Below are 26,151 nucleotides of genomic sequence, written 5' to 3' on the forward strand. Positions count from 1 at the left end.
CGCCGGGCGCGGCGGAGCCGATCAGCTCCCGGCGCATCCGCAGGTAGCCGTCCACGCCGTCGCGGCCTCTACAGCGCGTCCGGCCCGCGCTCGCCGGTGCGGATGCGGACCGCGCTCTCGCAGTCGTAGGTGAAGACCTTGCCGTCGCCGATGCTGCCGGTGCGTCCGGCGGTCACTATCGCCTCTTCGACCCGGGTGGCCAGCTCGTCGTCGACCACGACCTCCACCTTGACCTTGGGCACGAACTCCACCGTGTACTCCTGGCCCCGGTAGACCTCCGTGTGCCCCTTCTGACGCCCGAAACCCTTCACCTCGTAGGCGGTGAGCCCCGCCACGCCGAGTTCGTGCAGCGCATCCTTGACCTCGTCCAGCCTCTGCGGCTTGACGATCGCCTCGATCTTCTTCATCGGTGACCTCCGTCTCGGCCCTTCTTCAGGATGGCGTGGGTCTCAGCCCTCGGTCTGCACGGCGGCGGAGGCCGCAGAAGCCGGAGAGGCCGCCACGGCCGCCGTGATCGTCCCCGTCCCGAACGTCCCGCTCGGGACGAAGTCGGGGTAAGCGCGGTTACCGTGCTCGCCGATATCGAGGCCCTCGAGTTCCTCCGCCTCGCTCACGCGCAGGCCGACGACCGCCCTTATCGCGAGCCAGGCCACGAGCGAGACGGTGAACACGGCCGCGCCGACCGAGGCGACGCCCGCGAGCTGGGCGAGCAGCAGCGTCGTCCCCCCTCCGAAGAACAGCCCGTCCCCTGTCGTTCCGGGCATGTGGACGTCTTGTGCGAACAGGCCCACCGCGAGCGTGCCGAAGATGCCGCCCAGGCCGTGCACCGCCAGCGCGCCCACCGGGTCGTCGACCCGCAGCTTGTCGAAGGCCAGCACTCCCAGCACGACGATACCGCCGGCGATACCGCCGATCGCCATCGAGCTCCCGACGCTCACGAACGCGGCTCCCGCAGTGATCCCCACGAGACCGGCCAGCGCGCCGTTGATCGTCATGCCGATGTCCGGCTTGCCGATGAGCACCCACGCGACGGCCGTCGCCGCGAGCGCGCCCGCCGCGGCCGCCACGTTCGTGGTGACCACGATCCGCGAGATCGCCATCGGGTCCGCCGCCATCGTGCTCCCGGGGTTGAATCCGAACCAGCCCAGCCAGAGCACCAACGCGCCCGTCATCGCCGAGGTCATGTTGTGACCCGGGATCGGATGCACCTTGCCGTCCTTGCCGTACTTGCCCAGACGCGGTCCGAGCACGAGCACGCCGGCGAGGGCGGCCCAGGCGCCGACGGAGTGCACGACCGTCGATCCCGCGAAGTCCCAGAAGCCCAGCTCGGCGAGCCAGCCGCCGCCCCAGATCCAGTGACCGACCACCGGATACACGAGCGCCACGAGTACGAAGGAGAAGACCATGAAGCTGATGTACTTGATCCGCTCCGCCACGGCGCCCGAGACGATGGTGGCCGCGGTCCCCGCGAAGACGAGCTGGAAGAAGAACTTCGCCATGAGCGGCACGCCCGCCCAGCTGATGGACGAGTAGACGCCGCTGTACGCGTCGCCGACGGCGGGGCTGTTGTCCGCCCCTCCGACGAACCAGAGTCCCTCGAGGCCCAGGAACGCGTTACCGTCACCGAACATCAGCCCCCAGCCGAGGACCAGGAACGCCAGCGTCGCCACCGCGAACACGATGAAGTTCTTCGAGATGATGTTCACCGTGTTCTTGGCCCTGCAGAAGCCCGACTCCACCAGCCCGAACCCGAGGTTCATGAAGAACACGAGCATTCCGGCGACCAGCACCCATAGGGTGTCCGCCACGACCTGTGCATCCACAGGATCCTCCTTTGCCGCTGACGTCGCGTCGGGCGGTGGGAACGGTCACGCGTCCACCGGCCCGCCCGCCTACACGCCGAGGATGTCCGGCGATTGTTTCCGGGGTGTGGCGATGGAGTGAAAAGGTCTTTGCGGCGCTCGCCGCATGCTCCCCGGCAGCGCCCTTGCTGTGACCTCCCTGCGCCGACCCGGCGGTCCTCGCGGACAACGGCGAGGCTCTCGTCGTCGTATAATCAAGGGTCGGCGCCGGACCTCCTCGGCGCGCGTGTGCGCCGCCTGCGAACCGGAAGGACCTTCGTGCCCCTGGACCGTCTGTCAATACGCGGGGCCCGCGAGCACAACCTCAAGGGCTTCGACCTCGACATCCCTCGCGACCGCCTCGTCGTGATCACCGGGCTGTCGGGCTCGGGCAAGTCGTCGCTTGCGTTCGACACCGTCTACGCCGAGGGTCAGCGGCGCTACGTGGAGTCGCTCTCGGCGTACGCCCGGCAGTTCCTCGGGCAGATGAGCAAGCCCGACGTGGACCACATCGACGGCCTCTCGCCGGCGGTCTCGATCGACCAGAAGACGACGTCGCGGAACCCGCGCTCCACGGTGGGCACGGTGACCGAGATCTACGACTACCTGCGCCTGCTGTTCGCGCGCGTGGGCGTCCCCCACTGCCCGATCTGCATGACGAGGATCGAGCGGCAGACGCCCGAGCAGATCGTCGACCGCATCTCCGAGCTCCCTGCGGGCACCAGGTTCCAGGTGCTGGCGCCGGTCGTCCGGGGACGCAAGGGCGAGTTCGGCAAGCTGCTGGACGACCTGCGCCGGGAGGGCTTCACGCGGGTGCGCGTGGACGGCGCCGTGCGCGAGCTCTCCGAGGACGTCAAGCTCGGCAAGAAGTACCGCCACGACATCGACGTGGTCGTGGACCGGCTCGTGATGAAGGACGGCATACGGACGCGTCTGGCGGACAGCGTGGAGATGGCCCTGCGGCTCGCCGACGGCAACGTGTGCGTGGCGGTGGTGGACGGCGACGAGGAGACTTACTCGCAGGCGCTCGCCTGCCCCGTGCACGGCGTTTCCATGGACGAGCTCGCTCCTCGGGACTTCTCGTTCAACAGCCCGTACGGCGCCTGCCCGGACTGCGCGGGGCTGGGCAGCCGGCTCGAGGTGGACCCCGACCTCGTCGTGCCGGACCCGACGCTCACGCTGGACGAGGGCGCGATCAAGCCGTTCGCCAGCGGACTGAACTACTACCCGCAGCTGGTCGCCGCCGCCGCTAGGCACCTCGGCGCCGACGTCGACACGTCCTGGGAGAAGCTCCCTGCCGACGTGCGCCGCGCTCTGCTGCAGGGCCTGGGCGACGAGCGCATCCGCGTCGACTACGTGACCCGCGACGGGCGCGAGACGCACTGGTACTCCAAGTACGAGGGCGCGATGAACTCCGTGTTGCGCCGCTTCGGCGAGACCGACTCCGAGGGGGTCAAGGACAAGCTCCGGGAGTACATGGCACTCATCCCCTGCCGGACGTGCCACGGAGCGAGGCTCAAGCCCGAGATCCTCGCCGTGACGTTCGGCGGCAAGAACATCCACGAGGTCACAGCGATGTCGGCTGCGGCCTCCCTGCATTTCTTCAGCCATGTCGAGCTCACCGAGCGGCAGCATCACATCGCCGACCGCGTCATCAAGGAGATCGTGGAGAGGTTGCGGTTCCTCGTCGACGTCGGACTGGACTACCTGACCCTGGAGCGCGCGACGGGCACCCTGTCGGGAGGCGAGGCGCAGCGCATCCGGCTCGCCACCCAGATAGGCAGCGGGCTGATGGGCGTGCTCTACATCCTCGACGAGCCCTCGATCGGGCTGCACCAGCGCGACAACGCCCGGCTGATAGCAACGCTGGAGCGGCTGCGCGACGTGGGCAACACCGTGATCGTGGTCGAGCACGACGAGGAGACGATACGCGCGGCGGACTTCGTGGTGGACATGGGGCCGGGCGCCGGAGAGCACGGCGGCGGGATCGTGTGCGTGGGACGGCCCGAGGAGGTCCTGGAGTGCGAGGAGTCGCTCACCGGCGCCTACCTGTCCGGGCGGCGCTCCATCGCCGTGCCCGAGCGGCGGCGGGGGGATGGCGGGCGCGGCGCCGTCCGGCTCCTCGGCGCGGCGGAGCACAACCTGAAGGGGATAGACGTCGAGTTCCCGCTGGGGAAGCTCACCGTGGTGACGGGCGTCTCGGGGTCGGGGAAGAGCTCGCTCGTGACGGACACTCTCGCCCCGGCACTCTCCAACGTCGTCTACCGCGGGCGCAAGCGCGCCGGCAAGCACCGGGCGCTGGAGGGCGCGGCCGCCATCGACAAGGTCGTGGACATCGACCAGTCGCCCATCGGGCGCACGCCGCGCAGCAACCCGGCCACCTACACCGGCGTGTGGGACGACATCCGGGCGTTGTACGCCTCGACGCCGGAGGCCAAGGCGCGCGGCTACGCGCAGGGGCGGTTCTCCTTCAACGTCAAGGGCGGGCGTTGCGAGGCGTGCAAGGGTGACGGTCAGATCAAGATCGAGATGCACTTCCTGCCCGACGTGTACGTGCCCTGCGAGGTCTGCAAGGGCGCGCGGTACAATCGTGAGACGCTGCAGGTGACCTACAAGGGCAAGGACGTGAGCGACATCCTCGACATGACCGTGGAGGAGGCGCTGCACTTCTTCGAGAACATCCCGCCCGTCGCCCGCAAGCTCCAGACGCTGTTCGACGTCGGTCTGGGCTACATCCGCCTGGGTCAGCCCGCCACGACGCTCTCCGGCGGCGAGGCCCAGCGCGTCAAGCTCGCCAGCGAGCTGCAGCGGCGCAGCACCGGCCGCACCTTCTACATCCTCGACGAGCCGACGACCGGGCTTCACTTCGACGACGTGCGCCAGCTGCTGCTCGTGCTGCAGCGCCTCGTGGAAGGAGGCAACACGGTGCTGGTGATCGAGCACAACCTGGACGTGGTGAAGTCGGCGGACTGGATCGTGGACCTCGGCCCCGAGGGCGGAGACCGCGGCGGGGAGGTCGTCGTGTCGGGCACGCCGGAGCAGGTGGCCGCGTGCGCGGGCTCGCACACGGGGCGCTTCCTGCGCCCGGTGCTGGAAGGCCGCGGCGCCACCGTCGCGCCGGAGCTGTCCGCGGGGAGGGCGTAGGCGGTGCGCGGCGCTGCCGGCATCCTTCGCGCCCACCCGCGAGCGCTCGCGGCAGCCGCGGCCGCGGCGGCTGCTGTCGCCGCTCTCGCCGCGCTCGCGGTGGTGTCGCTCTATGCCCGAGGAGGCGGTCCGCTGCCCGCGCCGCTGCGGTTCCTCTCCCCGGCCGACGCGCCGGCGCATGACTCTCCGTCGGTGACCGCATTGCGCACGCTGCGGCTCGCGGGGTACGACCACGCGGTCGTCGGAGAGGAGGACGGCACGGTGGTCGTGCGCCTGTCGGTGCCTTCGGTGGCGTCGCCGGCCGACGTGGAGCTCTCGTGGCAGACGGCCCTGGCGGTCGGGGCAGCCGCCTACCCCGAGGCGGAACGCTGCGCGGCGCAGGTCTTCAGCGGCGGCCAGGCGCTCGTCGAGGTGCGGGCGGACGGCGGCGAGGTGCGCGAGGCGCCCGACGCGGCGGCGCTGCGTGCACGAGCGGAGATCGCGTACCTGCCCGAGAGCGGGGGCGAGTGATGGGCCGCCTCGGCCGCCTGGCGCTGCTGTCCGCGCTGTCCGCGGCGGCGGCGCTGCCCGCGTTCCCGGCGCCGCCGGCGCGTGCCGAGGCACGTGCGCAGGCATACGAGCACCTGTGGCAGGCGGAGACGGCCCTCGGCGGGGAGCGCGGGCGGACGGCCAAGCGCGTCGGACGTTCGACCGTGACGCTCGCCGCCGAGGGTGGCCGGTTCCGCGGCACGGTCCGCTACGAGGACGTGCTCGGTGCCGAGGACCCGTCGGGGTTCCACTCCCAGTCCGGTTCGATCACGCTCGTGCTCACCGGCGCGTTCGTGGAGTCCGGGCGCACCGCGGGCGGCACGTTCGAGGGCACGGTGTACGTCAACACGGTGCGGGTGGCGAGCCTGGACGAGGCGGTCGCGGAGGGGATCGAGGCGCGATCGGACGGCGTTCGGGTCGCCTACGCGGTCTCCGGCCACTGGGGCGCGGCCATAGAGGACGGACGCGCGACCGGCGAGCTGCTCTACGAGCAGGCCGAGGTGGTACGTGCGAGCGCACCCGATGCGCCTGCGCACGGTCCCGGGTGGTTCAACCGCTTGGGCCCGGCGCTCGCCGGCGGGTCCTCGCCTCCGGGCGAGCCGCAGACCTTCACGGCGATACTCGGCGGCGACCCGCCGGCGGCGGATCCTGGACCCGGCGATGCGGGTGCCGGTGGCAACGGCGGCGCCGGCGGCGCTGCTGCCCCGAGACCGGTCGTGCCGGCCGGACCGGGCAGCCCGGACGGCGGCCCGGGCTTCTGGCGCTACGTCCTGCGCGGTCTGGCCGGACGGCCGCGGGGGCGCGGCGTGCCCGCCTCACCGGAGGCGCTGAGGGCGGCGCGCGCGCTGCGCGACGCCCGGCCCTCGGGAGCGGTCCCGCTCCCCCCCGGCGCGGTCGCGATCGACCTCGACGTGAGCGGCGCCTACCTGGACGCGCTGAACCGCGCTTCCGGGCTGACCGCCGAGGAGGACCTCGCGGGGTTCGAGCCCATCGGCGAGACGTGGGCTTCCGCACGGCGGGACTCGCCGGGGAGGCCTGCAGCGCCCGCCGAGGCCGATCCGTCCGTCTTCCACGCGGCGCGCCTGCTCGAGGCGCTCGAGGGCCAGGGGGGCCGGGGCGCCGGCGACCTCGCCGAGAGCGCGAGCGCCATCGCCGAGGGCCGCGCCTTCGGCGCGGTGCCCGAGCTGCGGGCGTGGACGTTCGCCGCGGAGGCGGTGCGCGGCGTGCCGGGCGCGCGGAGCGTCCTCGCGGCGACCGCCGGCGCGGTGCGGCTCGTACGCCAGGCGCCGGTGCCGCGGGAGGGGCCGGACGCCGACGCCGTGCTCGCCGCGGCGGACAGCGCGCTCGCTCCGCGCGAGGCCCGGGAGGTCGCGGCGTTCGTGCGGGCGCCGTCCATGGACGCCTCGGCCTCCGCCGGCGAGGCGCTTCCGGTCGCGGTGCTCGCGCGCGCGCCGGGCGGTGCGCTGTCCTGGGAGAGCGAGGGCGCAAGGACCAGCGTGAGGCCGGCGCGGTTCCCCGCGTACAGGCGCGCCGACGGCCGCGTCTACTGGCTCGCGGGCGAGGACGGCCCCGCCGCCCTGACCGACGGCACGCTGCGCGGCTGGGCGTTCACCCTGCCTCGGGCATGGCTGGTGGACCCGGCGCGCGTCGGGCGTATCCTCGCCGAGTTCCCGGCGGGGTAGCCGTGGACGCTCCCACCCTGCGCGAGCAGCTCTCGAGGGTGCCCGACGCCCCCGGCGTGTACCTGTGGAAGGACGCCGGCGGAGAGGTGCTCTACGTCGGCAAGGCCAAGCAGCTCCGTTCGCGGATGCGCAGCTACCTGGCCGCCCGCCACCCCGACCGCCCGGCCATCGAGCAGATGATGGGGATGGTGACCGGCTTCGACTACGTGGTGACGGAGAACGAGGTAGAGAGCCTCATCCTGGAGAGCAACCTCATCAAGCAGTTCGCGCCGCCGTACAACGTCGCCTACCGCGACGACAAGACGTATCCGTTCATCGCTGTCGGCACCGGTGACCCATACCCGGCGATCAAGTACACCCGCGAGAGGCACCGCCCCGGCACGCGCTACTTCGGCCCCTACACCGACGCCCGTGCGGCTCGCGAGACCATCGACGTCGTGCGCCGCATCTACCCGGTGTGCAGCGCCGCGTGCGTCGAGTGGAAGCGGCTGGCCGCGCGAGGCGAGCCCGCGGGCAAGGCGTGCTTCGACTTCCATGTCGGCAGAGGACCGGGCGCCTGCACGGGGGAGGTCGACCGCGGCGAGTACCGCGCCCAGGTCGACAAGGTGGTCGCGTTCCTGTCCGGGCGACACGCGGGCGTGGCCGAGGAGCTCGAGCGCGAGATGCTCGACGCGGCGGAGGCGCTGGAATTCGAGCGCGCCGCGCGCTTCCGCAACTCCCTGGAGGCCGTGAAGAAGGTGCTCGAGCGGCAGAAGGTCGTCTCGGCCCGAAGGCTGGACGCCGACGTCTTCGGCATCTTCCGCGAGGAGACGATCGCGGGCGTCCACGCCTTCGTGGTGCGCGAGGGCCGTGTGCTCATCGGCAACGAGTTCGTGCTCGACAAGGGGCTCGACATCGGGGAGCCGGAGCTCGTGGAAGGCTTCCTGCTGCGCTACTACGGGACGACCCCGGAGATCCCCCGCGAGGTGGTCGTGCCCGCGCTGCCCGAGGATCCCGGTGCGATGGAGGAGTGGCTGTCCGAGCGGCGCGGCACGCGCGTCCGCCTGACGGTCCCGCGCCGCGGCGAGAAGAGGCGCCTGCTGGAGATGGCGGCGACCAACGCCCGGCACACGCTCGCGCGCTACGTGCACCGGACGCGCTACGACGAGGAGCGCTCGAACGCGGCGCTCCTCCAGCTGGAGAGCGCGCTTGCGCTGCCCGCCCCTCCCATGCGGATCGAGTGCGTGGACGTCTCGACCCTGCACGGCCGCCAATCGGTGGCCTCGCTCGTGGTGTTCGAGGCCGGCCGCCCGGTGCCCGGCGCGTACCGCCGCTTCCGGATCCGCATGCCCTCCGAGGAGGCCGACGACGTGGCGATGATGGGCGAGGCGCTGCGGCGGAGGTTCGCGCGGCACGGCGCGGGAGACCGGCGCTTCGCCCGCGGCCTACCCGACCTGCTGATCGTGGACGGCGGCAGGCCGCAGCTCGGCGCCGCTCGCGCGGCTCTCGCCGACGTCGGGGTCGCCGTCCCCGTCGCCGCGCTGGCCAAGCGCGAGGAGGAGCTGTTCGCGCCCGGGTTCGACGAGCCGGTCGTCCTGCCTCCGGGCTCCGCCTCGCTCTACCTCGTGAAGCGTATCCGCGACGAGGCGCACCGGTTCGCCGTCGCCTACCACCGGAAGCTCCGCGGCAAGGCGATGACCGCCAGCGCGCTGGACGACGTGCCCGGCGTCGGGCCGGCGCGGAAGAGGGCGCTGCTGCGGGCGTTCGGCTCCCTGAAGCGCCTGCGCGAGGCCTCCGCCGCCGAGATCGCCCAGCGCGCCCGCGTCCCGCTGGAGGTCGCCGAGGACGTCCGTCGCGCTATACTCTCCACCAGCGTGGAACGCACCGCCGACGAGCCCGAGGGGAGTCAGTGACATGAGGTTCCTCGTCCGCTTGCTCGTCTCGGCGCTCGTCATCTTCGGCGTCGCGTACCTCTTCGAGGGCGCGCTGCTCGAGCTCGACCCCGCCGACGCGTTCGGCACCGCGCTCGTGGCGGCGATCGTGCTCGCGGTCGTCAACGCCACGCTCAAGCCGATCGCGCACCTCGTCTCGCTGCCGGTCACGCTGCTGACGCTGGGCCTGTTCGCGCTGGTGGTGAACGCGGCGATGCTGTACGTCGTGGCGTGGGCGGTTCCCGGCCTGGACCTCGTCGGCTTCTGGCAGACCGTCCTGGCCGCGCTCCTGATATCCATCGCGACGTCGGTGCTCACCAAGCTGCTCGCCTCCGAGGGGGGCCGGCGATGAGCCCGGGCCGCCCGGCCGGCCCGCCGCCGGACGGGGGACCGGCCGGCGTGGAGGAGGCCGTCGCTCGCTCGGGTCCTCAGTTCGTGGTCGTCACCGGGATGTCCGGCGCGGGACGGAGCCAGGCCATCCACACGTTCGAGGACTTCGGGTACTTCTGCATCGACAACCTGCCGCCGGCGTTCATCCGTCAGATGGTGGAGCTCACGAGCCTCCCCGGCAGCAAGATCCGCCGCGTCGCCGTGGCCTGCGACGTGCGCGGCCGCGAGTTCTTCGATCAGCTCTCGGGCGAGCTGCAGGCGCTGGAGGAGGGCGGCGTCGAGTTCCACCTGCTCTACCTCGAAGCCGACGACGAGACGCTCGTGAGGCGCTTCAAGGAGACGCGCCGCCGCCACCCGCTGGAGGAGGCAGGCTCGATCGTGGACGCCATCGCGGCGGAACGCGAGGCACTGGCCGAGATCCGGGGCCGTTCCGGGGTGGTCATCGACACGAGCGAGATGCGGCCGTCCGACCTGCGCGAGGCGATCCGCGATGAGTTCTTCTCCGGCAACCTGCGCGCGACGCTGTCGGTCACCGTCTCGTCCTTCGGCTTCAAGTACGGACTGCCCATCGACGCGGACATCGTGATGGACGTGCGCTTCCTCCCGAACCCCTACTACGACCCCGATCTCAGACCGCTCACCGGCACCGAGGAGCCGGTACGCGAGTACGTGCTGTCGCGCGGCGAGACCAAGACGTTCCTGGACCGCTGGTTCGCGCTGCTGGACGCGCTGATGCCCGGGTACCTGGCGGAGGGCAAGACGCACCTCTCGATCGCCATGGGCTGCACCGGAGGCATGCACCGCAGTGTCTGCCTCGCCGAGGAGACGGCGTCGCACCTCCGCCGCAAGGGCTTCAGGGTGAGCGTCAGCCATCGCGACATCGGCAAGGACAGGCTGGCGCGATGACCGGCGGCTCGAGGCGTGCGGTGGCGCTGGGCGGCGGCACGGGGATGCCCGTGGTGCTGTCGTGTCTGGTCGAGCTGGGCTTCCGGACGACCGCCGTCGTCACGGCCGCCGACGACGGGGGCTCCTCGGGCATGCTCCGGCGCGAGCTGGGCATCCTGCCCCCCGGCGACGCGCGGAACTGCCTGATCGCCCTAGCCGAGCCCGGAAACGCGCTGGCCGAGGTCTTCCGGTACCGCTTCCCTCGAGGCGAAGGGCTCGCAGGCCATGCGCTCGGCAACCTCATCATCGCCGCGCTGGCCGACATCGAAGGCGGTTTCGCCGAGGCGCTGGCCGAGGCCGGCGAGCTGCTGCGCGCGCGCGGCCGCGTCCTGCCGTCCACGCTGGACGACGTCGCGCTGCATGCCGAGGACCGATCGGGCCGACCCCTGAGCGGACAGGCGAACATCGCGCGGAGCGCCTCGGCGGTCTCGCGCGTGGCGTTGGACCCGCCCTCGCCGCGGGCGTACGCGCCGGCAGTGGAGGCGATCGAGTCCGCCGACGCGGTGGTGATCGGACCGGGCTCGCTGTTCACCAGCATCATCCCCAACGTGCTCGTCCCCGGCATCGTGGATGCGTTGAGGCGCACGCGGGCGAAGCGCCTGTACGTGTGCAACGTCGCGAACCAGCGCGGCGAGACGGCCGGCATGGACGCTTACGGGCACGTGAAGGCACTGCGCGAACACGGGGTCGACGGCGCGCTGGACGCCGTGCTCGTGAACGACGCCGCGCGTCTCGGCCGGCGCCTCCTGCAAAGCGACACGGAGGTCGATGTCGTGGACGCGGGGCGGGACGTCGTCGAGCGGATCCGGCGCGAAGGGGTCGCCGTGACCGTGGCGGACGTCGCGGCCGAGGACGACTGCCGCCACCACTCCAAGGCGAAGCTGGCGCGCGCACTCGAGGAGGTCCTCTGAAGTGTCGTTCACCGCCGAGGTCAAGGAGGAGCTCTCGCGAGTAGCCCCGCGGCGCGGCTGTTGTCCGAAGGCGGAGCTCTCCGCGCTGGTGCGGGTGGAAGGCGCCCTGCACATCGCCGGGGAGGGACGGTACCGGCTGGAGATCGCCACCGAGACCGCGCCGGTGGCGCGCAAGACGATCAAGCTGCTCCACGAGCTCTACGACCTGAAGACCGAGCTCACCGTTCGCCGCTCGGTGCTGCACAAGGCGAACAACTACCTCATCACCGTGCCCAGCCAGCCCAGGTTGCGAGCGGCCTTGGCCGACCTGGGCGTACTCGCCGAACGCGGGGGCATCGGGTACGGCGTCCCCTCCGCGCTCGTCAAGCGCGACTGCTGCGCGATGGCGTTCCTGCGCGGCGCCTTCCTCGGAGGGGGCTTCGTGGCCGACCCGCACGGGGACTTCCACTTCGAGCTCACGGCCGAGACCGAGCGTCTCGCCGAGGACCTCGCCGGGCTGATGGAGCGGTTCGGCATCGACGCGCGGGTCACGCGGCGGCGCGGGCTGTATGCGGTGTACCTGAAGGGAGCGGAGCCCATCGTGACGTTCCTCGCGCTCGCCGGTGCGCATCGCGCGCTGCTGCAGACCGAGGACGTGCGGGTCATCAAGAGCATGCGCAACGAGGTCAACCGTCTGGTGAACGCCGAGACGGCGAACCTGCAGAAGACGGCGGACGCCGCCCTGGCCCAGGTCTCGGCCATACGCGCCGTCGCCGAGGAGCGAGGACTGGACGCTCTGCCGCCGGCGCTGCGGGAGCTGGCCCGCCTCAGGCTGGAGCACCCCGACGTCTCCTTGCGCGAGCTCGGGGAGCTCGCGGACCCGCCGCTGTCGAAATCGGCGGTGTATCATCGGATTCGCCGTCTCGAGGAGATCGCCGGGGAGATAGCGGGCTCGTCGGGGGGCGGGAAGCGGGGACGCGAGCGCAGAGGATGAGGCGTTCCCGAGGGGAATGAGAGGGTGACGCGCGCCGCGCGAGGGCGACGCGCGCCGCTGCTTTCCGGTGACGAGGAGGGATGCGCGTTGGCGATTCGTATCGGCATCAACGGGTTCGGCCGCATCGGAAGGCTGGTCTTCCGCGCGTGCGAGGGGGACCCGGGGATCGAGGTGGTGGCGGTCAACGACCTGACCGATGCCGAGACCCTGGCTCACCTGCTGAAGTACGACTCGATCCACGGCGTGTTCGACCGCGGCGTGGAGGCGGCCGACTCGGCCTTCAGCGTCGGGGGCCGCGAGGTGAAGGTGCTGGCCGAGCGCGACCCCGGTGCGCTTCCCTGGGCGGACCTGGGCGTGGACGTCGTGGTGGAGTCCACGGGGCTGTTCACCGACGCCACCAAGGCGCGCGCGCACATCGACTCCGGCGGAGCCCGGAAGGTCATCATCTCCGCGCCCGCGAAGAACGAGGACATCACGGTGGTCCTCGGCGTGAACGACGACGCGTACGACCCGTCTTCGCACCACGTCGTCTCCAACGCCTCCTGCACGACGAACTGCCTCGCGCCCGTGGCCAAGGTCCTGATGGACGCGTTCGGGGTGAAGCGCGGCTTCATGAACACGATCCACAGCTACACCAACGACCAACGCATCCTCGACCTGCCCCACTCCGACCTGCGGCGCGCCCGGGCCGCCGCGCTCTCCATGATCCCGACCTCCACGGGCGCGGCCAAGGCGATCGGGCTCGTGCTGCCCACCATGAAGGGCAAGCTCGATGGCTTCTCCATCCGCGTCCCGACGCCGGACGGCTCGGTCGTCGACCTCACCGCGGAACTCGAGAGCGAGGTCACCGCAGACGAGGTCAACGCCGCCATGAAGGCCGCCGCCGATGGACCGATGTCCGGGATCCTCGAGTACACCGAGGACCCGATAGTCTCGGTGGACGTCGTCGGGAACCCCGCGTCCTCGGTGTTCGACGCCCAGGCCACGATGGTGATGGGCGGGACGGGCGACTTCGTGAAGATCCTGTCCTGGTACGACAACGAGTGGGGGTACAGCAACCGGGTGGCGGACCTGGCGAAGAGGGTGCTGCCGTAGGGACAGGGCGATCGGCTGCTTCGGGGGCTCCTTCGGTTCGTGGGCTTGGGACGTTCGGGCCGCCCGTACCGTCCGCCGCTTCCGGAGGGAGGCCCGATGTTCCGCAAGAGGACGATCAGGGACGTGGACGTGCGCGGGAAGCGGGCGCTCGTGCGCGTGGACTTCAACGTGCCGCTGTCGGAGGGCACGGTCACGGACGACACGCGGGTCCGGGCCGCGCTGCCGACGATCCGCTTCCTCATCGACCACGGCGCGCGGGTCGTTCTGATGAGTCACCTCGGCCGGCCCAAGGGGGAGCCCGACCCCCGTTACTCGCTGCGCCCGGTCCGCCGGGTGCTGCAGCGCCTGCTCGGGCGCAACGTGGTCTTCATCGACCAGACGGTGGGCCCGGAGGCCGAGGAGGCGGTCTCCCGCATGGTCGACGGCGAGGTCCTCATGCTGGAGAACGTGCGCTTCAACCCCGGCGAGAAGGCCAACGACCCCGCCTTCGCCGCGCGCCTCGCCGCGCTCGGAGACCTCTACGCCAACGACGCGTTCGGAGCCGCCCACCGCGCCCATGCCTCCACCGAGGGCGTCGCTCATCTGCTGCCGGCCGTGGCGGGCTTCCTGCTCGCCCGGGAGGTCGAGACGCTCACCGACATGCTCTCCGAGCCGCAGCGCCCGTTCACGGCGATCCTCGGGGGCTCGAAGGTCTCCGACAAGCTCGGCGTCATCGACAAACTGCTCGACAGAGCGGACTCGCTGCTCATCGGCGGCGGCATGTGCTTCACGTTCCTCGTGGCAAGAGGCATCGGCGTAGGACGCTCCATCGTCGAGGAGGACTGGGTGGAGCGTGCCGGGGAGATGCTCGCGAAGGCCGCCGAGCGGCGCGTGGACGTGATGCTGCCGGTGGACTTCGTGGTGGCGACCGAGATGGCCGAGGACGTGTCCACGCAGGTGTGCGGCCGCGAGGAGATCGGCATCGACCAGATGGGGCTCGACATCGGGCCGACGACCGTCGAGCTGTACAAGGGCGCGGTCGCCGACGCGCGGACGATCTTCTGGAACGGGCCGATGGGCGTGTTCGAGATGAAGCCCTTCGAGGCCGGCACGCGGGAGATCGCCACCGCGGTCGCTCGGAACACCCGGGCCGTGTCGGTGGTGGGGGGAGGCGACAGCGTCGCCGCCCTGCGCAAGTTCGACCTCGAGGAGCGCGTCACCTTCGTGTCGACCGGCGGCGGCGCGTCGATGAGACTGCTTGAGGGGGCGCCTCTGCCCGGTGTCGAGGCGCTGTCGGACAAGGAGGGCTAGATGGCGACGAACGGGCGCAAGCCGCTGATCGCGGGCAACTGGAAGATGTACAAGACGGCGGGGGAGGGCGCGATCCTCACACAGGAGCTCGACCAGCTCGTGAGCGGCGTCTACAACCGCGTGGAGGTGGCGGTGTGCCCGCCGTTCACCGCGCTGAAGTCGGTCTCGACCGTGATCGAGCTCGACAGGCTCGAGATGAAGCTGGGGGCCCAGGACGTCTTCTGGGAGACCGAGGGCGCCTTCACGGGCGAGGTCTCGCCCAGGATGCTGGCCGACCTGCGCTGCGACTACGCGATCGTCGGACACTCGGAACGGCGCGAGCACTTCGGCGAGACCGACGGGACCGTCAACAAGAAGGCGCGGGCCGTCTTCGCCGCCGGCATGGTGCCGGTCGTGTGCGTGGGCGAGTCGCTCGCCACGCACGAGGCGGAGGGCACGGAGGAGTTCGTGCGCGGCCAGGTGCGGGCGGGCTTGGAAGGGCTGACGGCCGAGCAGGCGGCGGCGCTGGTGGTGGCGTACGAGCCGATCTGGGCGATCGGCACGGGCCACACGCCCATCCCCGAGGTCGCCAACGACGTCTCCCGCACCATCCGGGCCACCGTCGGCGCCATGTACGGTCCTCCGGCCGCTCAGTCCATGCGGGTGCTGTACGGCGGCTCGGTCAAACCGGAGAACGCGGCGATGTTCTTCGGCGAGCCCGACATCGACGGCGCGCTCGTGGGAGGGGCTTCGCTGGAGGCGCGCACGTTCGCCGAGATCGTCAGAGCGGCGCTGTAGGCGATGCGGGGCTGCAGTCCGGGGCGCGGGGGCGGTCCGCGGTCGCCGCTGCTGCTGGTGGTGATGGACGGCTACGGGTTGGCGCCTCCGAGCGCGGGCAACGCGGTGTCGCTGGCCCGCACGCCGAACCTGGACGGCCTCTTCGCGCGCTACCCGTGGGCACCGCTGTCGGTGAGCGGGCTGGCCGTCGGCCTGCCCGAGGGGCAGATGGGCAACTCCGAGGTCGGGCACCTCAACATCGGCGCGGGGCGCGTCGTCTACCAGGAGCTGACCCGCATCAACGCGGCGATCGAGGATGGCACGCTGGCCGCCAACCCCGTGCTCGACGAGGCGATCGATGGCGCCGTGCGCGCTGGCGGGGCTGTGCACTTCATGGGCCTGCTGTCCGATGGGGGCGTGCACAGCCACAACAGCCACCTGTACGCGCTGGTCGAGGGGGCCCGTGCGCGCGGCGCCGACCGCCTCTACGTGCACGCGTTCCTCGACGGCCGCGACGTGCCGCCCACGAGCGGCGCGGGCTACGTGCGCGAGCTGGAGGGGTTCCTGCGAGAGCTCGGCGCCGGACGAGTCGCCACCGTGATGGGCCGCTACTACGCGATGGACCGCGACCGGCGCTGGGACCGGGTCGAACGGGCCTGGCGCGCCATGGTGCTGGGCGAGGGGCTGGAGACCGAGCACGCCGCCGGTGCCGTCGAGCGCAGCTACGCCGAGGGCACGACCGACGAGTTCGTCGAGCCCACCGTGGTGCTCGGCGACGAGGGGACGGCGGCGACCGTCTCGGACGGCGACGCGCTCGTGTTCTTCAACTTCCGCCCGGACAGGGCGCGCGAGATCACGCGAGCCTTCGTGGACCCCGCGTTCGCCGAGTTCGAGCGTCCCGCGTTCCCCCGGGTCCGCTTCGTGTGCCTCACGGAGTACGACCCGACCATCCCCGCGCCCGTGGCCTTCCCCAAGGAACTGCCGCGATGCGTGCTGGCCGACGTGCTGGCCGAGGCCGGTCTGCGCCAGTTCCACATCGCCGAGACCGAGAAGTACGCGCACGTGACGTTCTTCCTCAACGGCGGCGTGGAGCCCCCCAAGCCCGGCGAGGAGCGGGTGCTCGTCCCGAGCCCGAAGGTGCCGACCTACGACCTGCAGCCGGAGATGAGCGAGCCCGAGGTCACGCGCCGTCTCGTCGAGGCCATCGGGGCGGGTGCTGCCGACGTCTACATCGTGAACTACGCCAACTGCGACATGGTCGGGCACACCGGCGTGCTGGAGGCGGCCGTGAAGGCGGTGGAGGCGGTCGACGACGGGGTGGGGCGGATCGTGAAGGCGATCGGGCGCGCCGGCGGGGAGGCGCTGGTGACGGCCGACCACGGCAACGCCGAGCGGATGCGCGAGCCCGATGGAGGCCCGCTGACCGCTCACACCACCGACGAGGTGCCGTTCCTGGTGGTCTCCGACCGCGTGCGGGAGGTGCGGGCGGGGGGGATACCCGCCGACGTGGCCCCCTCCGCACTCGACCTTCTGGACATCGAGCCCCCCGAGGAGTGGACGGGGCGCAGCCTGCTGGTATACTGATACACCGCCCGTACGCGCGGCCGAGGAAGAGGTGGGACGTGAACGCGCTCGAGTGGCTGCTCGTCATCATCCATACGCTGTCCGCCCTCGGAATGATCGTGTTCGTGCTGCTCCACTCCGGCAAGGGGACCGGTCTGTCCTCGATGTTCGGAGGCATGATGCCCTCCACCTCGGCCGGCACCGGCATCATCGAACGGAACCTCGACCGCATTACGATCGGAACGGCCTGCGTGTTCGCCGTGACGTCGCTGTTGCTCATGGTCATCCTCGGCTTGTAGCCCCCATCGTCCGCTCCTTGTGAACGCCCCTCCCCGCGGGGGCGTTCTTCGTGTCGCGCCCCCCGGAGGCGTATCCAGCGTCCTTGCGTTTCCATTGCAACAGAGAGAAACTTCCAAGTGGTCGTGTTCCGCCAGCAGGGGCCGTCGCGCGAGCCGAGCCCGCCGCCGGGCGGAGCGCGGACGCGACCGAAGGGGCTCCCTGCGGCTGAACGCTTGCGAACGACGAACGGTCGGATTCGTCGTCATCGAAGGGAGGCCCCTTTGTCAGATCGATTCCGTAAGCTCCTGGTCCTGACGCTGGCGCTCGTACTCGGCCTGTCGCTCGTGACGGGTTGCGGCCGCGCTGCGGAGGGCGAGAGGGGCGGCGACGAACGGGCTGTCGAGCCCAAGGTCGGCGGGACGCTGGTGATCGGGTACGAGCAGGAGCCCGAGATCCTGAATCCCTTCATCGAGGGCGGGGACATGATGGCCACCAAGGACGTCGTCGCCAACGTCCTTTGGGGGCTCGTGCGCGTACGGCCCGACTTCACCTACGAACCGCTCCTCGTCGAGGAGGTCCCGACCCTGGAGAACGGCCTCGTCACCGAGGACCCGTTCACGGTGACGTACAAGATCAGGGAGGAGGCCGTCTGGAGCGACGGCACCCCCGTCACCGGCGAGGACGTCGAGTTCACGTGGCAGACCACCATGGACGAGAAGAACAAGATCCTGTCGCGCACGGGCTACGAGGACATCGAGAGGATCGACGCCGACGGTAAGACCGCCAAGCTCACCTTCAAGAAGCCGTACGCCGCCTACAAGGACCTCTTCGCCGTGTCGCAGACCCTGCTGCCCAAGCATGCCCTCGAGGGCAAGGACTTCAACGAGGTCATCAACGCCGAGATCCCCGTCGCCAGCGGACCGTTCGTGTTCAAGGAGTGGGCCAAGGGCGACAGCATCACCCTGGAGCGAAACGAGGCCTTCTGGAGCGAGCACACGTCATACCTCGATGCCGTGACGTTCAAGTTCATCCCGGACACGAACACCGAGGTCGCGCAGTTCAAGACGGGTGAGGTGGACGCGATCAACCCGGCGCCGGACGTGAGCCTCATCGAGCAGCTCGAGGCGGTCGAGGGCGCCGATGTGCAGGCGGACCCCGGGACGATCTGGGAGCACCTCGGCTTCAACCTGGAGAAGGTGTCCGACGCGAGGGTCCGCCAGGCGGTCGCCTACGCCGTGGACCGCGATGCCATCTCGAATCAGGTGATGAAGGGCCAGGTCAGCCCGCTGCAGAGCATCTTCGTGCCGGAGCAGGCCTCCGTGTACGTATCGGCGTGGGAGAAGTACGCGTTCGACACCACCAAGGCCGAGCAGCTCCTCGGCGAGGCCGGGTACGCGAAGGGTGCCGACGGCTACTACGCAAAGGGCGGGAACCGGCTGACGATCGAGATCAAGTCGACCGCCGGCAACGCCGGCCGCGAGAAGGTCCAGCAGATCATGCAGTCGCAGCTGAAGGACGTGGGCATCGAGCTGAGGATCGACAACGAGGAGCCCTCCACGTTCTTGGGCAGCACCGTCGTCGACGGCACCTACGAGCTCGGGCTGTGGGCATGGCTGGCCAGCCCGGACCCCGGCTCGACGTTCCTGTACGCCTCGGATGCGGTCCCTCCGGGCGGCCAGAACTACTACCGCTACCGCAACGACCAGGTGACGGAGTGGCTGAAGGCCTCCGACGCCGAGGTCGACGAGGCGGCGCGCGCCGAGTTGCTGAAGAAGGTCCAGACGCAGATAGCCGAGGACGTGCCGCTGATCCCACTGTACCAGCGCCTCTCCATCGTGGCCGCGCGAGGCGGGATCCACAACGTCGAGAACAACGCGACGCTGGAGGGCGTGTTCTGGAACCTCGGCGAGTGGTGGAAGGAGTAGGCTCGGGAGAGGCCTCCGAGCCTGTGTGAAGCTCCGAGGGGGGCCGGCTCGCGCGTCCGCGGGCCGGCCCCCGTCACGAGGACTGACGGGGAGCCGCCGGTGGGACGACTCGCCTCGACAGCGGCGACGCTGAAGGACCTCGCCCCCTTCGTGGCGCGCCGGTTCCTGTACAGCCTGGGCGTGATAGCGCTCGTCACGGTCATCGTGTTCTCGCTGATGCAGTTCGCGGGAGACCCGCTCGCGCGCCTGCGCAACAACCCCAACGTCTCTCCGGCCGACATCCAGAGGATCGAGAGGCGGATGGGGCTGGACAAGCCCGCGTACGTGCAGTTCGCCTACTGGGTACGGGACTCGGTCCGGGGAGAGGGGGAGTGGTCCGAGAGCTTCTCGTACAAGACGCCGGTGCTGCCGATCGTCTGGGACCGCTTCAAGAACACCCTCGTGCTGGTAGGGATCACGGTCCTCGTGGCGCTCGCGGTGGCCATACCCATCGGCGTCTACTCCGCCATGCGGCAGTACTCGGTCTTCGACTACCTGGCCACGGCATTCTCGTTCTTCGGATTCTCGATGCCGGTCTTCTGGTTCGGTCTGATCCTGCAGCTCGTGCTGGGCTTCTACCTGATGGACTGGCTCGGCCTGAAGGAGCCGCTGTTCTACACCGCGAGCATGTACTCGCCGGGGATGGAGGGGGACGTCCTGAACCGCCTCCGGCACCTGGTGCTTCCCGTGATGACGCTCTCTCTGACGATGGTCGCGGGCTGGAGCAGGTACCAGCGCTCCGCCATGCTCGATGTCGTCCGCTCGGACTACCTGCGCACGGCGCGGGCCAAAGGGCTCCCCGAGTGGGCGGTGATCGGCAGGCACGCGCTGCGGAACGCGCTCATCCCCGTCGTCACGATCGTCGCGATCGACTTCGCGACGCTGCTCGGCGGGGCGATCGTGACCGAGACCATCTTCGCCTGGCCCGGTATGGGGCGGCTCTTCTACCAGGGACTGCTGAGGCGCGACTACCCGCTGGTGATGGGGACCGTGCTCTTCAGCTCGACCGTCCTCGTCGCGTTCAACCTGCTCGCGGATATCGTCTATGGCTTCCTGGACCCGAGGATCCGCGATGAGTAGCGCCTTGCCCGAGCCCGGGACCGAGCGTGACCCCGCGCCTGCGCTCCCGGACGTCTCCGACGAGCCCGTCTACGGCGCGGGTAGGAGCCAGTGGCAGGTGTTCTCGAGCCGGTTCCGCCGTCACAGGCTCGCCGCCGCCGCCGCGGCCGTCCTCGCGGTGCTCTACGCCGCGGCCGTGCTCGCTCCCCTGATCGTCCCGTACGACCACACCGAGATCAGCTACCTCGGTGCGCAGCCTCCCTCGGCCTCGCATCCCATGGGGACCGACGAGCTCGGGCGCGACCAGCTCTCGCGGATCGTGATGGGCGGGAGGGTGTCGCTGATGGTCGGGCTGGTCGTGGCGGTAGTCGCGCTCCTGGCCGGCACCGCCGTGGGTATGATCGCCGGCTACTTCGGCGGCTGGCTCGACAACGTCCTGATGCGGTTCACCGACATGATGCTGTCGCTGCCGTTGCTGCCCCTGCTCATGGTCGCGGGGGCCGCTTTCGGAGGCACGTTGTGGAACATCGTCCTCATCGTGGGGCTCCTGTCCTGGATGCCGGTGGCCAGGCTGGTCCGCGGTTCGTTCCTCTCGCTGCGGGAGAAGGAGTTCGTCGAGGCGGCTCGTTCGACCGGTGCCTCGAGCGGGCGCATCATCGTGCGCCACCTGCTGCCCAACGCCGTGGGCCCGGTCGTCGTGAACACGACCCTGACCGTCGGGACGGCGATCATAGTGGAGTCGGTCCTGAGCTTCCTCGGGTTCGGGATCCAGCCGCCTACCCCGAGCTGGGGGAACATGCTGACCGAGGCCAAGTCGACCATGGTGCTCTACCCGTGGCTGACGTGGTTCCCCGGGCTCATGATCGTGCTCACGGTGCTGTGCGTGAACTTCTTCGGCGACGGCCTGCGGGACGCGCTGGACCCCATGCAGCGGGAGGGCGTGTCGTGAGCCGCCCGAGGGAGGCGGCGGCGCCGCTGCTGAGGGTCGAGGACCTCAGGACGTACTTCGACACCGACGAAGGCGTCGTCAAGGCCGTCGACGGCGTGTCCTTCGAGCTCGCGCGCGGACGTACCCTCGGCGTGGTCGGGGAGTCCGGCTGCGGCAAGACCGTGCTGGCCCTGTCCGTTCTCGGCCTGGTGCAACGCCCGGGGCGCGTCGTTTCCGGCAGCGCCTGCTACGAGGGCGTGGAGCTCGTGGGGGCGCCCGAGACCGAGCTGCGCGGCGTTCGAGGCGCGGAGATAGCGATGGTGTTCCAAGACCCGCTCACGGCATTGAACCCGGTGCTCACCGTGGGCCGCCAGGTCGTCGAGGCGATACGCGCGCACGCCGATCCGGGTCGAGAGGAAGCCCGCGCGAGAGCCGTCGAGCTCCTCAGGCGCGTCGGGATCCCGGGAGCGGAGCGCCGCTTCGACGACTACCCGCACCAGTTCTCGGGAGGCATGCGCCAACGCGCGATGATCGCGATGGCGCTCGCGTGCGACCCGAGCATCCTGATCGCGGACGAGCCCACGACCGCGCTCGACGTCACGATACAAGCCCAGATCCTCGCCCTCATGGAGGACCTCCGCCGCGACTCCGGCTCGAGCATCCTGCTCATCACCCACGACTTGCGCGTGGTGGCCGGGATGGCCGACGACGTCATGGTGATGTACGCCGGGCGGCGTGTGGAGGCCGGACCCGTCGAGGAGGTGTTCTCGGAGCCTCGTCACCCGTACACGATCGGGCTCCTCGGCTCGTTGCCGGCGCTGGACTCCAAGCGCGCCGGCGCCCTGCCGTCCATCACCGGCACGCCGCCCTCGCTCATCGGCCTGACGGACGGGTGCCGTTTCGCCCCGAGGTGCAGGTTCGGGCGGCGGGTCTGCCGGACGCGCTACCCTGATCTGCGCGAGGTGACGCCGGGGCATCTCTCGGCGTGCCACTTCGCCCGGGAGGTCTCGCTCGCGTCGGTCGTCGAGGTGGCCGCGGCCGAGGAGCGGGCTTCCGGCACGGGAGGGACGGGATGAGCGAGCTGCTGCGCGTCACCGAGGTGCGGAAGCTCTTCCCGGTGCGCGAGCGCGGGTGGTCGCGCCGCCGTGAGGCGGTGCACGCCGTCGACGGCGTCTCCCTCACCCTGGACGAGGGCGAGACGCTGGGGCTGGTCGGCGAGAGCGGTTGCGGGAAGACGACGCTGGCGCGGCTGGCGCTGCGCCTCATCGAACCGACGTCGGGGAGGGTCGAGTTCGCCGGGACCGACGTCACGCACGCGCACGGGAACGAGTTGCGGCGGCTGCGCCGCGACGCGCAGGTCGTCTTCCAGGACCCCTACGCTTCCCTGAACCCGCGGATGACGGTCGGCAGCATCATCCAGGAACCTCTGGTCGTGCATCGCGTCGGGACGCGGGAGGAGCGCGGGGAGCGGGTGAAGGAGCTGCTCCGCACCGTGGGACTGAACCCCGAGCACGTCGACCGCTACCCCCACGAGTTCTCCGGCGGGCAGCGTCAGAGGATCGGGATCGCCCGGGCGCTCGCCCTCAGGCCGAGGCTCGTCGTGTGCGACGAGCCGGTGTCCGCGCTGGACGTCTCGATCCAGGCGCAGATCATCAACCTGCTGACGGGGTTACAGGCCGAACTGGGGCTGGCCTACCTGTTCATCGCGCACGACCTCTCGGTCGTCAGGCACATCTCCGACCGCGTCGCGGTGATGTACCTCGGCAGGATCGTGGAGACGGGATGCTGCGACACGCTGTACACGAGCCCGCAGCACCCCTACACCCAGGCGCTTCTCTCCGCGGCGCCTGTCGCCGACCCGCGGCGGGAGCGCGACCGCGACCGCATCATCCTGCAGGGCGACGTGCCGACGCCCGTCGACCCGCCCGGCGGCTGCCGCTTCCACACGCGCTGCCCCGTCGCACGGCTCCCCGGGTGCGCCGAGGAGGAGCCCCAGCTGCGTGAGGTCGGCCCGGGGCAGCGGACGGCGTGCCATTTCGCCGAACCGTTCCCCGTACCCGTCGCCGAACGAAGAGCCGGCTAGGCTAGGGAGCGGGCACTCATCACCGGGACGAGTCCTTCCCGACCCGGTCGCGCGCCTTGGCGCCCTCGGGGGCCTGTTGGTATACTTCCGTTCGCTGTCTGCGGGGACGGCGGTCACGTCCGAGTGGCGGAATGGCAGACGCGCTAGGTTGAGGGCCTAGTGAGGGCAACCTCGTGGGGGTTCAACTCCCCCCTCGGACACCAGCGACTACGAGCGGCTCCTCCGCCCGGGGGAGCCGCTGCGCGTCTCTCCCGGGCGGCTGCGGACGGATCGCCCGCGTCTACCCGGCGCTCAGCCTCTCGGGCAGCTCGGTCGGCTGCTCTGCGACCAGCGAGAGGTTCGCCGCGGTGAGACGGAACGCCGCAATCGCCGCGTCGTCGGTCAGCACGCCCCCGGTGAAGGACTCGACCGCCGCTATCGCCCGGGCCACGAGCTCCTCGGCCGGTTCGGTGGCCAGGTCCGTGAGCAGCCTCAGCAGGCGCTTCTCGCCGAAGAAGCCGCTCTCGCCCCGCGCGTCGAGCATCCCGTCGCTGTAGGCCACGATCATCTCGCCCGGGCCGAGCCGCACGGAGACCTCCTCGAAGCGGATGCCGGCGAACAGCCCGAGCGGCGGGTTCGCCGGTACCTCGAGGTAGCCGCAATGCTCGGGGCCGCAGAGCAGGGGCGGGGGGTGGCCGGCCGTGGAGAGCGTGAGCAGGCCCGAGGAGGTGTCGAGCACCCCGCAGAGCGCGGTCACGAACCGGTCCTCCTCCATCTGCCGCACGAGCACGGCGTTCGCCTCCGCCAGCACACGCGCCGGTTCCGAGTCGCGGTACGCGAACGCTCTGAGCGTCGAGCGCGCGATGGCGGTGACGGTGGCGGCTGCGAGGCCCTTGCCGGACACGTCGCCGAGCGTGAAGGCGATCCTCGCCGGGCCGAGGACGAAGGCGTCGTAGAAGTCCCCACCGATGCTGCTCGGATCCCCCGAGGAGCGGTAGGCGCCGGCGAAGTCCACCCGCGGCAGCCGGTCGGGCATCGCCATCAGCGCGGCCTGCAGGGTCTCGGCGATGGTCCGCTGGGCGTCGTAGAGGCGGGAGTTCTCGATCGCGAGCGCCAGCGCGGAGGCCAGCGACGTGGCGAAGTCCGACTCGTCGGGCGTGAACCAGTGTGTGTGGCTGTGGAAGTTGAAGTAGATGGAGCCCACGCAGTCGCCCCGCGAGATCAGAGGTACGACCAGCACGGAGCGGATCTCGTAGCGGCGCATCACCTCGCGATTGACGCGGTCGTCGTCGTACGCGTTGGATATCGCCACCGGGACTCCCAGTTCGGCGGCGAGCACGGCCTGAGGCAACTCCTCGTCCGGGAAGGGCCTGCCGATGATCTCGGCAGGGAACTCATGCGTCACGATGGGGACCCAGCACCCCTCCTCGCGCAGCATGACACTGGCCGTCTCGCAGCCCACGCCGGCGGCGGCGCTCACGACGGCGCGGCGCATGATGGTGCGGAAGTCCAGCGTCGAGTTGATGGCGGCGTCGACGCGGTTGAGCGCCTCGGAGAGCTCCTTGGCGCGCCGCAGGCGCTCCTCGGAGGACCTGCGCTCGCTGATGTCCTCGATGATCGAGACGAAGTACTTGGGTGATCCGTCGGCCTCTCTCAGAAGCGAGCGGCGGAGAGAGACCCAGGTGTGCTGCCCGTCCTTGCGCACGAGGCGCTTCTCGATGCAGTACTCGCATATCTCGCCGGCGAGCAGACGGGACATCCGCTTCAGGTCCGCGGGCAGGTCGTCGGGGTGGGTGATCTCCTTGAACGAGCGCCGCAGCAGCTCCTCCGTCGGGTACCCGGCGATCTCCGCGAGGCGCTCGTTCACACGCAGCCAGCGTCCGTCCAGGTCGAGATGGGCGATGCCCACCGTGGCTTGCTCGAACGTGGTGCGGAACCGCTCCTCGCTCTCGGCAAGAGCGGCCTCGCGCTCGGCCGCCTCTCTGAACAGGACGCCGAACGGCCGGCGCAGCGCCGACTCCACGATCGCCTTGTAGATGAGGAAGAAGGCCAGCACTTTCAGCAGGTGGCCGACGAAGTTGAGCGCGCCGAACGGGTCGGTGTAGAGCGTGAACGCCATCTCGGAGGCGATGGTCACGAGTATCGAGCCCAGGAGCAGCCTCAGGACGCCGGCCTCGAAGCGCTCCCGGTTCCTCCACAACGCGAGGGCCGCCACGCCCAGCATCGACGAGATGAGGTACTCGCTGCCCACCTTGAACGGGGTCAGGCCGGTGACCGGGTCGAGCGCGACCGGGAAGACGTCCCACCACAGCACCGCGGAGACGCCGAGGACCGTCACGCACGCGGAGAACGCCATCGCGGCGTAGGGCCGCACGCGGCGCGTGAGGAAGGCCGGCGCGACGAGCATGGCGCCGGCCTGCAGGTAGCGGGCTACGAGCCACAGCTGGGTCGGGACGTCGGTGTGGTCGTGTCCCAGCAGGTCCCCCATGCCCTTGTACGCCAGCGTGTGGAGCAGGTCCACGCCGCCCACGAAGAGGAACGCGATGCCGAGCACCAGCAGGTACCCGTTGTCGAGCAGCCGGCGGGTGTTCCAGGTGACGATGAAGATGCCCGCGGCGACCACGACCGCGAAGAGCTCGACGAGCACGTGGAAGAGGGTGTAGCCGTAGAACCGGTGCACGAGCAGCAGGCCGACCGGCCCGAGGGCCGCGCCGGCGAGCACGACGTACCGTTCCCAACCCTGCGTACCGCTGCTCACCGAATCGTACCGCCGGTCCCGCGCGAGATGATGGGTATGATTCTACCGTCGCCGGACGTTCGAGACGAGTTCC

The 26,151-nt window shown here is 70.6% G+C and carries 21 protein-coding genes and 1 tRNA gene; 19 read left to right on the forward strand and 3 right to left on the reverse strand.

The features are described 5' to 3' along the window. Window positions 1–68: 68 nt before the first annotated feature. Both IBX62_02425 and amt read right to left on the reverse strand, forming a co-directional pair. Window positions 69–407: a P-II family nitrogen regulator gene (locus tag IBX62_02425; protein MBE0475936.1), complete on the reverse strand. Its 339-nt coding sequence runs from the start codon at window positions 405–407 to the stop codon at window positions 69–71. Between the two features lie 42 nt (window positions 408–449). After that, window positions 450–1,823, reverse strand: coding sequence for an ammonium transporter (gene amt, locus IBX62_02430; protein MBE0475937.1), 1,374 nt, complete (start codon window positions 1,821–1,823; stop codon window positions 450–452). Between the two features lie 297 nt (window positions 1,824–2,120). Between amt and uvrA the strand changes: the two genes are divergently transcribed. From uvrA to IBX62_02525, 19 genes are all read left to right on the forward strand, one after another. Then, window positions 2,121–4,985 carry an excinuclease ABC subunit UvrA gene (uvrA, locus tag IBX62_02435; protein MBE0475938.1) on the forward strand — a complete coding sequence of 955 codons (2,865 nt, stop codon included), beginning with the start codon at window positions 2,121–2,123 and terminating at the stop codon, window positions 4,983–4,985. 3 nt (window positions 4,986–4,988) lie between these two features. Continuing rightward, the gene (locus IBX62_02440; protein MBE0475939.1) at window positions 4,989–5,495 is read left to right on the forward strand and encodes a hypothetical protein; all 507 of its coding nucleotides are present in this window, start codon (window positions 4,989–4,991) and stop codon (window positions 5,493–5,495) included. Beyond that, window positions 5,495–7,195 carry a hypothetical protein gene (locus IBX62_02445; GenBank protein MBE0475940.1) on the forward strand — a complete coding sequence of 567 codons (1,701 nt, stop codon included), beginning with the start codon at window positions 5,495–5,497 and terminating at the stop codon, window positions 7,193–7,195. The genes IBX62_02440 and IBX62_02445 overlap by 1 nt, the downstream gene beginning before the upstream one ends. After that, entirely contained in the window at window positions 7,138–9,087 is a 1,950-nt protein-coding gene (gene uvrC / locus IBX62_02450) for an excinuclease ABC subunit UvrC (protein MBE0475941.1), read from the forward strand. Before IBX62_02445 ends, uvrC begins: the two co-directional genes overlap by 58 nt. Before the next feature lies 1 nt (window position 9,088). Next, the gene (locus tag IBX62_02455) at window positions 9,089–9,457 is read left to right on the forward strand and encodes a phage holin family protein (protein MBE0475942.1); all 369 of its coding nucleotides are present in this window, start codon (window positions 9,089–9,091) and stop codon (window positions 9,455–9,457) included. Continuing rightward, on the forward strand, window positions 9,454–10,401 hold the full coding sequence (gene rapZ / locus IBX62_02460; protein ID MBE0475943.1) for an RNase adapter RapZ: 948 nt from the start codon (window positions 9,454–9,456) through the stop codon (window positions 10,399–10,401). Before IBX62_02455 ends, rapZ begins: the two co-directional genes overlap by 4 nt. Then, complete coding sequence (locus IBX62_02465) at window positions 10,398–11,351, forward strand: YvcK family protein (GenBank protein ID MBE0475944.1); 954 nt, start codon at window positions 10,398–10,400, stop codon at window positions 11,349–11,351. Before rapZ ends, IBX62_02465 begins: the two co-directional genes overlap by 4 nt. A gap of 1 nt (window position 11,352) precedes the next feature. Beyond that, on the forward strand, window positions 11,353–12,324 hold the full coding sequence (gene whiA, locus IBX62_02470) for a DNA-binding protein WhiA (GenBank protein ID MBE0475945.1): 972 nt from the start codon (window positions 11,353–11,355) through the stop codon (window positions 12,322–12,324). Window positions 12,325–12,411: 87 nt separating this feature from the next. Continuing rightward, window positions 12,412–13,419, forward strand: a complete 1,008-nt coding sequence (gap, locus tag IBX62_02475) for a type I glyceraldehyde-3-phosphate dehydrogenase (protein ID MBE0475946.1) — start codon at window positions 12,412–12,414, stop codon at window positions 13,417–13,419. Between the two features lie 96 nt (window positions 13,420–13,515). Next, on the forward strand, window positions 13,516–14,709 hold the full coding sequence (locus IBX62_02480; protein MBE0475947.1) for a phosphoglycerate kinase: 1,194 nt from the start codon (window positions 13,516–13,518) through the stop codon (window positions 14,707–14,709). Further along, window positions 14,710–15,486, forward strand: a complete 777-nt coding sequence (locus IBX62_02485) for a triose-phosphate isomerase (protein ID MBE0475948.1) — start codon at window positions 14,710–14,712, stop codon at window positions 15,484–15,486. Window positions 15,487–15,489: 3 nt separating this feature from the next. Continuing rightward, the gene (locus IBX62_02490; protein MBE0475949.1) at window positions 15,490–17,049 is read left to right on the forward strand and encodes a 2,3-bisphosphoglycerate-independent phosphoglycerate mutase; all 1,560 of its coding nucleotides are present in this window, start codon (window positions 15,490–15,492) and stop codon (window positions 17,047–17,049) included. Between the two features lie 38 nt (window positions 17,050–17,087). After that, window positions 17,088–17,327 (forward strand): preprotein translocase subunit SecG, encoded by a 240-nt coding sequence (gene secG, locus IBX62_02495; protein MBE0475950.1) that lies wholly within the window; start codon window positions 17,088–17,090, stop codon window positions 17,325–17,327. A 261-nt stretch (window positions 17,328–17,588) separates the two neighbouring features. Next, window positions 17,589–19,232 (forward strand): peptide ABC transporter substrate-binding protein, encoded by a 1,644-nt coding sequence (locus tag IBX62_02500; protein MBE0475951.1) that lies wholly within the window; start codon window positions 17,589–17,591, stop codon window positions 19,230–19,232. A 99-nt stretch (window positions 19,233–19,331) separates the two neighbouring features. Further along, on the forward strand, window positions 19,332–20,351 hold the full coding sequence (locus IBX62_02505; GenBank protein ID MBE0475952.1) for an ABC transporter permease: 1,020 nt from the start codon (window positions 19,332–19,334) through the stop codon (window positions 20,349–20,351). Further along, the gene (locus IBX62_02510) at window positions 20,344–21,279 is read left to right on the forward strand and encodes an ABC transporter permease (protein ID MBE0475953.1); all 936 of its coding nucleotides are present in this window, start codon (window positions 20,344–20,346) and stop codon (window positions 21,277–21,279) included. Before IBX62_02505 ends, IBX62_02510 begins: the two co-directional genes overlap by 8 nt. Then, the gene (locus tag IBX62_02515) at window positions 21,276–22,334 is read left to right on the forward strand and encodes an ABC transporter ATP-binding protein (GenBank protein MBE0475954.1); all 1,059 of its coding nucleotides are present in this window, start codon (window positions 21,276–21,278) and stop codon (window positions 22,332–22,334) included. Before IBX62_02510 ends, IBX62_02515 begins: the two co-directional genes overlap by 4 nt. Beyond that, on the forward strand, window positions 22,331–23,341 hold the full coding sequence (locus tag IBX62_02520) for a dipeptide ABC transporter ATP-binding protein (protein MBE0475955.1): 1,011 nt from the start codon (window positions 22,331–22,333) through the stop codon (window positions 23,339–23,341). The genes IBX62_02515 and IBX62_02520 overlap by 4 nt, the downstream gene beginning before the upstream one ends. A gap of 117 nt (window positions 23,342–23,458) precedes the next feature. Beyond that, window positions 23,459–23,544: transfer RNA gene (locus tag IBX62_02525), tRNA-Leu, on the forward strand. A gap of 77 nt (window positions 23,545–23,621) precedes the next feature. On the opposite strand, the gene IBX62_02530 is transcribed toward IBX62_02525, so the two are convergent. Beyond that, window positions 23,622–26,078, reverse strand: a complete 2,457-nt coding sequence (locus IBX62_02530; protein ID MBE0475956.1) for a SpoIIE family protein phosphatase — start codon at window positions 26,076–26,078, stop codon at window positions 23,622–23,624. Between the last annotated feature and the right edge of the window lie 73 nt (window positions 26,079–26,151).

This window comes from Coriobacteriia bacterium (genome assembly GCA_014859305.1).
Classification (GTDB): domain Bacteria; phylum Actinomycetota; class Coriobacteriia; order Anaerosomatales; family Kmv31; genus Kmv31.

Coding starts and splice junctions, on each gene's coding strand:
- IBX62_02490 (MBE0475949.1), top strand. CDS start 15,490: ATGCGGGGCTGCAGTCCGGGGCGCGGGGGCGGTCCGCGGTCGCCGCTG.
- IBX62_02485 (MBE0475948.1), top strand. CDS start 14,710: ATGGCGACGAACGGGCGCAAGCCGCTGATCGCGGGCAACTGGAAGATG.
- rapZ (MBE0475943.1), top strand. CDS start 9,454: ATGAGCCCGGGCCGCCCGGCCGGCCCGCCGCCGGACGGGGGACCGGCC.
- IBX62_02465 (MBE0475944.1), top strand. CDS start 10,398: ATGACCGGCGGCTCGAGGCGTGCGGTGGCGCTGGGCGGCGGCACGGGG.
- IBX62_02520 (MBE0475955.1), top strand. CDS start 22,331: ATGAGCGAGCTGCTGCGCGTCACCGAGGTGCGGAAGCTCTTCCCGGTG.
- IBX62_02480 (MBE0475947.1), top strand. CDS start 13,516: ATGTTCCGCAAGAGGACGATCAGGGACGTGGACGTGCGCGGGAAGCGG.
- uvrC (MBE0475941.1), top strand. CDS start 7,138: ATGGCTGGTGGACCCGGCGCGCGTCGGGCGTATCCTCGCCGAGTTCCC.
- IBX62_02510 (MBE0475953.1), top strand. CDS start 20,344: ATGAGTAGCGCCTTGCCCGAGCCCGGGACCGAGCGTGACCCCGCGCCT.
- IBX62_02455 (MBE0475942.1), top strand. CDS start 9,089: ATGAGGTTCCTCGTCCGCTTGCTCGTCTCGGCGCTCGTCATCTTCGGC.
- IBX62_02425 (MBE0475936.1), bottom strand. CDS start 407: ATGAAGAAGATCGAGGCGATCGTCAAGCCGCAGAGGCTGGACGAGGTC.
- IBX62_02445 (MBE0475940.1), top strand. CDS start 5,495: ATGGGCCGCCTCGGCCGCCTGGCGCTGCTGTCCGCGCTGTCCGCGGCG.